This is a genomic window from Brunnivagina elsteri CCALA 953 (assembly GCF_002289455.1).
Lineage (GTDB): Bacteria > Cyanobacteriota > Cyanobacteriia > Cyanobacteriales > Nostocaceae > Brunnivagina > Brunnivagina elsteri.
This window is the reverse complement of record NZ_NTFS01000233.1, coordinates 1-10,684: the sequence shown is the minus strand read 5'-3', so window position 1 is coordinate 10,684 and position 10,684 is coordinate 1. Positions and strand designations below refer to the sequence as shown.

General features: G+C 35.8%; 12 protein-coding genes and 1 pseudogene. 7 read left to right on the top strand and 6 right to left on the bottom strand.

From position 1 onward, the window contains the following. Positions 1–114 precede the first annotated feature (114 nt). On the bottom strand, positions 115–273 hold the full coding sequence (locus tag CK510_RS32870) for a hypothetical protein (protein WP_211293227.1): 159 nt from the start codon (positions 271–273) through the stop codon (positions 115–117). 91 nt (positions 274–364) lie between these two features. Between CK510_RS32870 and CK510_RS19035 the strand changes: the two genes are divergently transcribed. The 7 genes and pseudogenes from CK510_RS19035 to hypB all read left to right on the top strand — a co-directional run bounded on the left by CK510_RS19035 (position 365) and on the right by hypB (position 7,587). Continuing rightward, positions 365–1,426 (top strand): polysaccharide deacetylase family protein, encoded by a 1,062-nt coding sequence (locus CK510_RS19035; protein ID WP_095723207.1) that lies wholly within the window; start codon positions 365–367, stop codon positions 1,424–1,426. A gap of 250 nt (positions 1,427–1,676) precedes the next feature. After that, positions 1,677–3,419 (top strand): annotated as a pseudogene (hypF, locus tag CK510_RS19030) (carbamoyltransferase HypF); the annotation flags it as partial. Positions 3,420–3,525: 106 nt separating this feature from the next. Then, positions 3,526–3,786, top strand: coding sequence for a HypC/HybG/HupF family hydrogenase formation chaperone (locus tag CK510_RS19025; protein ID WP_095723205.1), 261 nt, complete (start codon positions 3,526–3,528; stop codon positions 3,784–3,786). A 96-nt stretch (positions 3,787–3,882) separates the two neighbouring features. Then, positions 3,883–5,028 (top strand): hydrogenase formation protein HypD, encoded by a 1,146-nt coding sequence (gene hypD / locus CK510_RS19020; RefSeq protein ID WP_095723204.1) that lies wholly within the window; start codon positions 3,883–3,885, stop codon positions 5,026–5,028. Positions 5,029–5,100: 72 nt separating this feature from the next. Beyond that, positions 5,101–6,177 (top strand): hydrogenase expression/formation protein HypE, encoded by a 1,077-nt coding sequence (gene hypE / locus CK510_RS19015; RefSeq protein ID WP_095723203.1) that lies wholly within the window; start codon positions 5,101–5,103, stop codon positions 6,175–6,177. A 247-nt stretch (positions 6,178–6,424) separates the two neighbouring features. Next, on the top strand, positions 6,425–6,766 hold the full coding sequence (gene hypA, locus CK510_RS19010) for a hydrogenase maturation nickel metallochaperone HypA (RefSeq protein WP_095723202.1): 342 nt from the start codon (positions 6,425–6,427) through the stop codon (positions 6,764–6,766). Continuing rightward, positions 6,757–7,587, top strand: a complete 831-nt coding sequence (gene hypB, locus CK510_RS19005; protein ID WP_095723201.1) for a hydrogenase nickel incorporation protein HypB — start codon at positions 6,757–6,759, stop codon at positions 7,585–7,587. Before hypA ends, hypB begins: the two co-directional genes overlap by 10 nt. Positions 7,588–7,728: 141 nt before the next feature. Here the strand turns inward: hypB and CK510_RS19000 are convergent, their stop codons facing one another. The 5 genes from CK510_RS19000 to CK510_RS18975 form a co-directional block, all read right to left on the bottom strand. Continuing rightward, positions 7,729–8,097: a hypothetical protein gene (locus tag CK510_RS19000; RefSeq protein ID WP_095723200.1), complete on the bottom strand. Its 369-nt coding sequence runs from the start codon at positions 8,095–8,097 to the stop codon at positions 7,729–7,731. Positions 8,098–8,560: 463 nt separating this feature from the next. Beyond that, complete coding sequence (locus CK510_RS18990) at positions 8,561–8,896, bottom strand: hypothetical protein (RefSeq protein WP_095723198.1); 336 nt, start codon at positions 8,894–8,896, stop codon at positions 8,561–8,563. A 179-nt stretch (positions 8,897–9,075) separates the two neighbouring features. Beyond that, positions 9,076–9,387: a hypothetical protein gene (locus CK510_RS18985; protein ID WP_095723197.1), complete on the bottom strand. Its 312-nt coding sequence runs from the start codon at positions 9,385–9,387 to the stop codon at positions 9,076–9,078. 2 nt (positions 9,388–9,389) lie between these two features. Next, on the bottom strand, positions 9,390–9,674 hold the full coding sequence (locus CK510_RS18980) for a hypothetical protein (RefSeq protein ID WP_095723196.1): 285 nt from the start codon (positions 9,672–9,674) through the stop codon (positions 9,390–9,392). A gap of 52 nt (positions 9,675–9,726) precedes the next feature. After that, positions 9,727–10,161 carry a hypothetical protein gene (locus CK510_RS18975; RefSeq protein WP_095723195.1) on the bottom strand — a complete coding sequence of 145 codons (435 nt, stop codon included), beginning with the start codon at positions 10,159–10,161 and terminating at the stop codon, positions 9,727–9,729. Positions 10,162–10,684: the final 523 nt, after the last annotated feature.

The window sequence follows — 10,684 nt, the reverse complement described above, 5'->3', positions numbered from 1 at the left end:
GGATACTGTTGGCTAATTGTTGAGGGGTGAAGACCCTCACCCTCTCGTTAACAGGCTCCAGCCTGGTAACGCGCTTTTGGAGGCTCTGCCTCCAGTTAGATTTGAGGCAGAGCCTCAATCGCTGCATTCCTTGCCAGAGGCAAGGAACGAGGAAAATGGGGTTCGACCCATCATTAATTCGCCAACAACATCCGAAGCGGAGAGAGGTTTGGAGAGGGGTCTTTTATTAATTTTCGGAGATGTCTGGTATTTGTTCGCAAATATCACAGTCATTTTATTTTTTCCAAATTCTATTTACGAAATCAGAACTACATTTTGTTGTCAACTATTTCAAACTTAAGTTTATCAACAGGGGACTTTGGGAATGGCAATCAGCTTAATCAATAACGATAGATTGCGTAAAGCAGCATCGAAAGTAGCGCGTCAGGCAGCAATGAAAGTGATGCCAAAAGGGCTAATTTTGATGTATCACCGAATTGGAGAACCAGCCTTAGACCCTTGGTCATTGCATGTTTCACCAAAGAATTTCCAAGAGCAAATGGAGGTATTGCAAAAAATTGCGAAACCAACAAGTTTGAGAGAATTAGCTCAATCTCACAAAAGTGGGAAGATATGCGATCGCGCAGTTGCTGTCACCTTCGATGATGGTTATGCAGACAACCTCTACAAAGGTAAACCAATCCTAGAACGCTACAACATTCCCGCAACTTTCTTTATTGCGACAGGTCATATCGGCAAAACGATTAATTTCTGGTGGGATGGGTTACAGCAATTACTTTTACAACCAGGTAGACTACCCGAAAAATTGACAATTAACATTGATGGAAAATCTTATACTTGGGATTTAGGTACAGCCGTTGATTATACCGAAAGCGATTTACAACAGGATAAAGGTGTCAAAGTCGCGGAAAGTCAAGCTGGCACTCGTCTGAATTTTTACTATTTGGTTTGGAAAACTGTTCGCGTTTTTCCAGAAGCAGACATACTCGAAGCAATGCAGCAAATCCAAGCTTGGGTAGGTCGTGAAGTACTCGCAACACCAGAAGATCGTTCCCTCCAACCAGATGAAATACTCACCCTTGGTTCTGGAGAACTGTCTGAAATTGGCGCTCACACCGTCAATCATCCATCCCTTGCTGAACATCCATCAGCATATCAACTCAAAGAAATCCAGCAAAGTAAAGCCGACCTCGAAAAGCTGCTCAACCGTCCAGTAACTACTTTTGCCTACCCATACGGAAGCTTTGTAGACGAAACAATGACCCTTGCTGAAAAAGCAGGCTTAGAATGTGCCTGTTCCACAGTTGAAAATGTGGTTTGGTTTCGCAGTCAAACTTACCGACTACCTCGCTTCCACGTCCATGATTGGAATGGTGAAGAGTTTGCCGCAGAGATAGATAAATGGTTTAAGGGTCAATTAGATTAAAACGTAACTTCCAACTGGTTAGAGTAATCCAAGAAATAAATGATCCAACTGTTGATCCTGAGTCGCTATGTAATAGACAGAGATGCTTCATTGCGCTTCGCTCCATTCAGCATGACAATTGGGCACTTTTTTACTTGGAACACTCTTAATTGTTAATTAAATATTGTAGGGGCGTAGCTTGCTTCTCCGTTTCGGAGTACGGTTGTTCGCCCTGATTTATATTGTTTGCCCATATCGGATAGCGTGCAGCAATCTGGCATGTGATGCGACAAACAAAAATGCGGTTAAAAAGCTCCGTCAGAGGAAGCAAAGACACCACAAACCCTTCGCATTAATGGCACGGGATATAGCAGTAATTGAACAACACTGTACCCTCAATGCCAAAGAACGAGAATTATTACAAAGTCCAATCGCACCAATTGTTTTAATTAACAAGAGAGCGGAAAGTATTAACCAAGAACTTTCCCCATCTTCTCCCCCAATTTCCCCTTCAGTTGCACCTGGGCAAAATACTTTTGGCTTCATCTTACCTTATACACCATTACATCATCTCATTCTTAAGCGGATGAACCGCCCAATTGTATTTACCAGTGGCAATATTTCCGATGAACCGCAATGTATTGATAATGATGAAGCACGGGAAAAATTAGGGGGAATTGCTGATTATTTTCTTTTTCATGACAGAGAAATAGTCAATCGTGTAGACGATTCGATAGTTAGAGTAATTGCGGATAAAGTTAAAATAATTCGTCGTGCGAGGGGGTATGCACCAGCAGAAATACAATTGCCAGATGGATTTATAAAAGCACCTCCAATTTTAGCAATGGGGGGAGAATTGAAAAATACTTTCTGTTTATTACATAACGGCAAAGCAATTTTATCCCAACATTTAGGAGATTTAGAAAATGCTGCGACATTCCAAGAATATAAAGAAACTCTCAACTTATACTTAAATTTATTTGAGCATAAACCTGAAGTTATTGTAGTCGATAAACATCCCGAATATTTATCAACCAAGCTTGGTAAAAAACTAGCCATTACTAATGATAAAAAATTAGTCGAAATACAACATCATCATGCTCATGTTGCCGCTTGCATGGCAGAAAATCAGCTTCCATTAGATACACCAGCCATCTTAGGTATTGCTTTTGATGGCTTAGGATATGGTGATGATGGAACACTTTGGGGTGGGGAATTTATCTTAGCAAACTACCGTGATTTTCAAAGAATAGTAACATTTAAACCAGTTCCACTGATAGGAGGTAAACAAGCTATTTATCAGCCTTGGCGTAGTACTTATGCTCATTTAATATCAATATTCAATTCAGAGAAACTAGAGAAAAAATACCATGATTTAGAATTATTTGATTTTCTGCGTTCACGTTCGCGTAGCGTGTCCGAAGGACTCAGTGACTCCTTCGGAGTATCGCAACCAACCCAGATTCTAAGTAAGTTAGCTTCCAAAGGTATTAATTCACCACTTACATCTTCCGTCGGTAGATTATTTGATGCTGTTGCTGCGGCTATTGACATTTGTCGCGAAAAGTGCAGTTACGAAGGACAAGCAGCAATAGAAATGGAGGCATTAATTGACAGCGATCGCTTTGGAAAAAATGAAGAATTAGTGGGTTATAATTTTGAAATAATTAAGTCGCAGAATCTTACATATATCGATTCACAATCGATGTGGATTGAATTGCTTGACGATTTACTGCAACAGATACCTCAACAAATAATTGCAGCTAAATTCCACCAAGGTTTAATTAATATTGTTGTCAAACTTGTTACAAATATCCAAAAAAGATACGATGTGCATCAATTAGCGATCGCAGGTGGAGTATTTCAAAATTCCATCCTCCTAGAACGACTTCAACAGCAATTAAAAGCCTTAGAAATCAAAGTGATAACTCATAGCTTAGTACCTACAAATGACGGCGGTATTTCACTAGGTCAAGCGGCGATATCTGCCGCAAGACTCATTGATTTAGATTAATACTGACTGAAATTTATTATTATTTAATTTTAATTAAATAATTTTTCATCTAATATTTATGAATCCATCTGGTTAACTTTCCTGTTTCTATTCTACGGACAAGTAAATGTGTTTAGGTATTCCCGGTCAAATAATCGAAATAACAGATACAAAAAAGAAATTGGCAATTGTTAATGTTGGTGGAGTCAAGCGTCAAATAAATATTGCTTGTATTGTTAACGAAAATCATCCACCCGAATCATGTATTGGTGATTGGGTATTAGTTCACGTTGGCTTTGCAATGAATCGAATTAATGAAGAAGAAGCGGCTGAAACTTTGCAAATATTGCAAGAACTAGCAGCCGCACAAGCAGCACTTAGCAATTAATTAGCTGACAACCATCATATCGAAGCAAATTAATTTGTTCTATTAAATAAATCTAAAATCTCAACCTAAAATCTCAACCTAAAATCTAAAAATAATATGAAATTCGTTGATGAATATCGGGAACCGCAAAAAGCAGAAATCTTGCTGATTGAAATTGAAAAAATATCGAAAACCTTAAACAAGCATGTCAAAATCATGGAAGTATGTGGCGGACATACACATTCTATCTTTAAATACGGCATTGAAGAAGTTTTACCTAACAATATAGAACTAATTCATGGTCCAGGTTGTCCTGTTTGTGTAATGCCAAGAGGAAAGCTAGATGATGCAATATCAATAGCAAAACATAATAATGTAATTTTAACCACATTTGGCGACACAATGCGGGTTCCCGGTTCAAAATTAAGCTTATTACAAGCGAAAGCCGAAGGTGCTGATATTCGCATGGTTTACTCACCTTTAGATAGCTTAAAAATTGCTAAAGAAAATCCTGATAAAGAAATAGTTTTCTTTGGGATTGGGTTTGAAACAACTGCCCCCAGTACAGCTTTTACTATCCTCCAAGCCGCAGCCGAAAACATTAATAATTTCAGCATGTTTTGCAATCATGTTCTTGTAATTCCGGCATTAAAAGCATTATTAGATAACCCAGATTTGCAACTTGACGGTTTTATTGGTCCTGGTCATGTCAGTATGGTAATTGGTTGTAAACCATATGAATTTATTTCACAGCAATATCATAAACCTATCGTTATATCAGGGTTTGAACCAATCGATATTCTCCAATCAATTTGGATGTTATTAAAGCAATTAACAGAGAATCGTTGTCAAGTTGAAAGTCAATACACTCGCATAGTCACCCACGAAGGTAATCAAAATGCCCTGAAGGCTATAAATGAAGTATTTGAAGTTCGAGATAATTTTGAATGGCGAGGCTTAGGAAATATTCCTAATTCGGGTTTACAAATTTCCGATCAATATGCTCAGTTTGATGCCGAATTAAAATTTTCAACTCCAAATAATCAAGTTGCAGACAATAAAGCTTGTCAGTGTGGAGAAATTTTAAAAGGTGTTTTAAAACCTTGGCAATGTAAAGTCTTTGGAACAGCTTGTACTCCAGAAAATCCAATTGGTACTTGCATGGTGTCATCAGAAGGAGCCTGTGCAGCATATTATAAATATGGTCGATTTGCGAAGGCTTTTAGTCAATTAAAAGTTGATGAAAATAAAGTAATAGCTTAATCATTAAAATTGAAAAATATTACTTTCAATTGAAAATTTAGATATCTATAACTTCAAACATAACGGGATATTATGCCACAAAATCCCCTGTTTCAGAACATTGGGAAAAATCGCGCTAAAAAAGTACGAGATAAATATATTAACCTCACGCATGGAAGTGGCGGTAAGGCGATGCGTGACTTAATAAATGATGTTTTTGTTAGTACCTTCGATAACCCTCTACTTAATTCATTAGAAGACCAAGCAACTGTCAACTTTGCCAGCTTAATACAACATGGAAATAAGCTTGCTTTTACCACTGATTCATATGTTGTAGACCCCTTATTTTTCCCTGGCAGTGACATTGGTGAATTAGCTATCAATGGTACTGTTAATGACTTAGCAGTGAGTGGTGCAAAGCCTTTATATTTAACTTGTAGTGTCATTTTAGAAGAGGGATTACCAGTAGAAACATTGCGTCGTGTAGTTAAAAGTATGCAAACTGCGGCAACAAAAGCTGGTGTACAAATAGTCACAGGTGATACCAAAGTAGTACATCGTGGTGCTGCTGATAAACTATTTATTAATACGGCTGGAATAGGTGTAATACCTGATGGGGTGAATATTTCGAGTAAAAATATTCAACCTGGTGATGTTGTAATTATTAATGGTGAATTGGGCAATCATGGTGCAGCAATATTAATTGCACGTGGTGAGTTAGCTTTAGAAAGTAATATTGAAAGTGACTGTCAACCTTTGAATGATTTAATCGCAAATATTCTTAATGTTTGTCCTCATATTAATGCGATGCGAGATGCTACACGGGGTGGTTTGGCGACTGTTTTGAATGAATTTGCTATTAGTGCTAATGTTGGAATTCGTATTCATGAGGCAGCTATACCTGTGCAAGAAAAGGTTAAAGGTGTTTGCGAAATTTTGGGTTTAGACCCTTTATATTTAGCAAATGAAGGTAAACTAGTTCTCATTGTCAAACGGGAATATGCCGATGAGGTTTTATCAGTAATGAAGTCACATCCAGCAGGTAAAAATAGTTGTGTGATTGGGGAAGTGATTGATGTACCTGCGGAAATTGTTTTATTAAATGCTGGTTTTGGTGCAGAACGTATTTTAGATATGTTAGTAGGTGAACAATTACCAAGAATTTGTTAATTATTAAATCTAATAAAATGTTTATTTTTGAACTGCCAAGGACGCAGAGTACGCCTTAGACGCGGAGCGGCTACCTTTGGAAGTCACTTCGTGCCTACCCAAAGGGTAGGAGAAGGAGAAAAAATAATTAATTGAAGAGTTTTTAATCATTCATATACATCGTTATACTCAGATATTTGTAAAAATCTTCCAAAGACTACTGTTACTTTTACCCATTCCCCAATACCCAATTTCCACTCAATAAATCATGCATGAATTAGGTATTACTCAAAATATTGTTGCTATTGTTTCCGAACATGCACAAGGTCGAAAAGTGCAGCGCATACTATTAGAAATTGGTAAACTTTCGGCAATTATGCCAGATGCTGTGCGGTTTTGTTTTGATATTTGCTCCCAGGGAACTGTTTTAGAAAACGCAATATTGGAGATTAAAGAAATTCCCGGATTAGCAAAATGCGATCGCTGTGGGAATAGTATTATTTTGAATCAGCCATTTGGGAGGTGTGAGTGTGGTAATTTTGAGTTGCATTTAGTCGCTGGTGAAGAATTAAAAATTAAAGAAATTGAGGTTGAAGAACTATGTGCGTAATTTGTGGATGTTCGGATGATGGAAATGCAAAAGTTACTAACTTAGATACAGGTGATATTACTGTGATAAATTCCCATCATCATAGTCAACATGAACACACACATATTTTATCTGATGGTAGTGCGATCGCGCATTCACATCATCACGAAAGTGCAAATATTCATTCTAAAGTTCATAGCACAACAATATCCTTAGAAGCTGATATTTTAGCTAAAAATAATTTATTAGCGGCTCAAAATCGTGGTTGGTTGAAAGGACGAAATATTCTTGCTTTAAATTTAATGAGTTCCCCAGGTTCGGGAAAAACTACGTTATTAACTCGTACGATTAATGATTTAAAACAAAAATTAGAAATTAGTGTAATCGAAGGCGATCAAGAAACTATAAATGATGCTAAAAAAATCCAAGAAACAGGTTGTAAAGTTGTACAGATTAATACGGGAACTGGCTGTCATTTAGATGCAGCTATGATAGAAAAAGGTTTGGAAAAATTGAATCCACCTCTCAATTCGGTAGTGATGATTGAGAATGTTGGGAATCTGGTTTGTCCTGCTTTATTTGATTTAGGTGAATCAACAAAAGTTGTAATTCTTTCAGTCACGGAGGGAGAGGATAAACCGATAAAATATCCACATATTTTTCGCTCTAGTCAGGTAATGATTCTCACTAAAATTGATTTGTTACCTTACGTACAATTTGATGTGCAAAAATGTATTGAATATGCAAGACGAGTAAATCCGCAAATTCAAATTTTTCAACTTTCTGCAATGACTGGTACAGGATTAAATGATTGGTATGATTGGTTAATGAGCAATGGGTAATTGGTAATTGGTAATAAGAATAAATACAGAGTTATCCTAATTATGCGTTCCCCAGAACCCTTGTAGAGACCTAGCATTGCTACGTCTCTACGTCTTTTCCACCAGATATCTAATAATCAACTAACAATTAACGACTAAACGTTATAACCAATCCCGATATGCTGATATTTCATTCACGCTAATTTCAAAAGGCATTCCTTTACCTGTTGGTGGATAAACGCGAATTTTTGCATTTTTAGAAAAGCGTTCAAGTTGATTACTAAGTTGAAGAATATTGCTAACTATATGCCAATAAGTAACAATATCAGGACAATCAATCACTAGTCTCAAAATTGAGGCTTCAGTAGCAAGATACCATTGACAAGTTGATAATAATGCTCTTGTAATTTGGTCGCAATCTTCATAAACGTATCTGCCAATTGAACGTTCTAGTTCTACCTGGAGCATTCTATCAAGCTGCGTAATTTGAGCAGGAGGCATATCATCGGGAGAAAGAGAAGATTTGTTCATAACAAAAATCCTTTCTAGCCAGTGGCTAGCTAAGATGTATTTTAGATTTGAGATTAATTTGATAAATCCAAAATCTAAAAACCAAAATTCAAAGATAATTTCACATTTATTGATTGTAATAAGTCAATCTTTCCAGATTTATGTAAGTACATTGAAAAAGCTTCAAGTGCTAGTATGCCAATTTGAAATTGATGGATTTAGGGAATGAGATTGGATATATTAATGAAAAAATAATATCCACTTATTAATTATTCTTCAAACATCCTCTAGGCTTTTTAGATATTTCACCAATGCCAACTGTTTGTTAATAGTATATCAAGCACCTAAATTGTAATTATTGGAATTACAAGAAAACCTGGTTTTTATTCTGAAGACTTATTTGTAATTCTCATTGCTGCACAATAGCTATTTATCCTCAGACTCAATCTATTCACACACCGAATTAGGGTCGGAGTTTATTATCCTATGCAGCTATAAAGTGCAGTTCTAACCACAAGCGGGGGTCTGCATTTTTTAATGTTGATTTTGGGTCACGCAACAGTCGTGATGCATTTAAAAATACGACCTGCATTAATCCCATATTATCTGCTATTTCTCTAAAAACCTCCTTTTTGACTTGTATATGAGGCATTATTTCTTCAGAACAATAAATACCTATATACCGAATGCGTTTTCGAGGTTTTCCCCAATAGGAAACAATAACTTTGACATAACAGCCGTCTAATAGTTCGCCAACTGTTGGGTAATATTGTTTTATGATCCTCGTGAATTCTCTCGCGAGAAGGTCTTCAGTAATCATAACAAAACTAATTTCTGTAGCATTGTTCGCACTTTAAAATATAACACATATCCTGTTGTCAAAGCTTGGCACAAAAGATGTTTTTATAAAAACTTAACTAGTCGTATTTAACAATAAAAAGTCCTGCCAAAATATAGCAAGACTTTTATACTTTTGTCATTATATTAAATAACAATACCTTAACGACAGTTTCGTTCTGAAACCAATATTTCAGCAATCATTGAAGGTAATTGTTTAAGGTCTATATATCTATCTGATCCACGAATAGGTGAAGTAAAAGTATAGTTAGGGTCGCATTCTCCGGTATCGTAAACTTGAATAAACCACTGATCGGGTAATCCTTCAACACCGATTTCAACGACATACCAGTAGGGACCTAACATTCGGCAGCTAAAAATAACAAACCACTCTTCTTCTTCCTCAGGAACATTCCATTCTTCCATCAGAAAATCTAACGCGATTTTGCCAGCTTGCTTTGCAGACAAGAGCATTATTACTCCTTTGCGGGAACGTCTGGATATAAACCAAGTTGCTTCGATAATTGACGAGCAACATATACTAAAAATTTTGCTCCTTCTTGGTTATCTTCGTGAACGAATATTGCCGCAATTTTTAACATTGTGCGGATTAATCCCTCATCTAGTAATTCTGGATGTGATTCTATAACTTGCGGTTCTTCACCATTTGGGCAGCGAATTAACTTGTCAATTAAACCAAAATATTGATTTAATCTTTCTTGAGATTCTTCTTGATTAGTTTCTGTAGTTGTTTCGTTCATGGTTAATCGTTGATAGTTATATATTCTTGAGTTTGACTTGAGTTTGAAATCTTTATTTTCGTTTTTCTTCTATGCTGTATTGCCAAATTTCTTCCAATAGTTCTATTTGCTTTTGATAGTTGGTATAACGATGCATTAGGTATTTATCATAAAGAAAGAATATTAATCCTAATCCGACAGGAAGAGAAAATAATAATAATTCTATAAGGAGAATAATTTTAAATGTATCTAACAAGTCTAAAGATTCTTGTTTTTCGCTGTTTAATATAGGTAAATTTTCTACATGTTGTTGATTGAGGTCATTATTATTTACATAATTATTTTGAAGATTACTAGTTTGACCAGAATTATCTGATTGAATTGAAAAATTTGTTTTTTCTAATTCTAAATGATTTTGCCAAATAAGCCCAAATACTAATATTTCTGGTGAGAGTATAACTAAAGTAACCAAACTAACTGTGAGAAGTTGAATTAATTTGGTTTTCATCCTGATTCTCCTTTATTTGGCAATATTAAAATGTTCAATATATATTTGTTTGGATTTTTTTAACTCTGCTTTTGATACATTTTTGGTGGTAAATTTTGTTATTTAATTACCTTTATAAATTAGGACTATTAAAAGACTAAAAATATAGTTAGCAAAGAGATATAAATGAAATTTCTATTTTTTAATTTTATAGATGTAATTTAATTTGAAGTCTGAAGGGATTAAGAAGTCCCCCCCCTTGCAGGGGGGGTAGAGGGGAATCTCTGCGTAAATCCTATTGCTTTTATATCAGTTCCCCTCACAAGTATCTGCCTGAGTGGGTCAGATTTATATTATTAAATTTATTAGGTTAGTACTCAAAGCTGCAAACTTATATCTGATAAGTAATACAATAATTTATATGGGTAAAGGTTCTAGCTTTTTGGAAGTAGGGAACTAGTATTTACGGGCTAGGGGACTTGCATTTGTGTACTCAAGATTAAGCGCCGTAACAGACTATTTTGTTATTGTCTGGAGATTATGT

What these genes read in the sequence shown, in the direction of transcription:
- CK510_RS32870 (WP_211293227.1), bottom strand. Translation starts at nt 273, where the DNA reads ATGACTGTGATATTTGCGAACAAATACCAGACATCTCCGAAAATTAAT.
- CK510_RS19035 (WP_095723207.1), top strand. Translation starts at nt 365, where the DNA reads ATGGCAATCAGCTTAATCAATAACGATAGATTGCGTAAAGCAGCATCG.
- CK510_RS19025 (WP_095723205.1), top strand. Translation starts at nt 3,526, where the DNA reads ATGTGTTTAGGTATTCCCGGTCAAATAATCGAAATAACAGATACAAAA.
- hypD (WP_095723204.1), top strand. Translation starts at nt 3,883, where the DNA reads ATGAAATTCGTTGATGAATATCGGGAACCGCAAAAAGCAGAAATCTTG.
- hypE (WP_095723203.1), top strand. Translation starts at nt 5,101, where the DNA reads ATGCCACAAAATCCCCTGTTTCAGAACATTGGGAAAAATCGCGCTAAA.
- hypA (WP_095723202.1), top strand. Translation starts at nt 6,425, where the DNA reads ATGCATGAATTAGGTATTACTCAAAATATTGTTGCTATTGTTTCCGAA.
- hypB (WP_095723201.1), top strand. Translation starts at nt 6,757, where the DNA reads ATGTGCGTAATTTGTGGATGTTCGGATGATGGAAATGCAAAAGTTACT.
- CK510_RS19000 (WP_095723200.1), bottom strand. Translation starts at nt 8,097, where the DNA reads ATGAACAAATCTTCTCTTTCTCCCGATGATATGCCTCCTGCTCAAATT.
- CK510_RS18990 (WP_095723198.1), bottom strand. Translation starts at nt 8,896, where the DNA reads ATGATTACTGAAGACCTTCTCGCGAGAGAATTCACGAGGATCATAAAA.
- CK510_RS18985 (WP_095723197.1), bottom strand. Translation starts at nt 9,387, where the DNA reads ATGCTCTTGTCTGCAAAGCAAGCTGGCAAAATCGCGTTAGATTTTCTG.
- CK510_RS18980 (WP_095723196.1), bottom strand. Translation starts at nt 9,674, where the DNA reads ATGAACGAAACAACTACAGAAACTAATCAAGAAGAATCTCAAGAAAGA.
- CK510_RS18975 (WP_095723195.1), bottom strand. Translation starts at nt 10,161, where the DNA reads ATGAAAACCAAATTAATTCAACTTCTCACAGTTAGTTTGGTTACTTTA.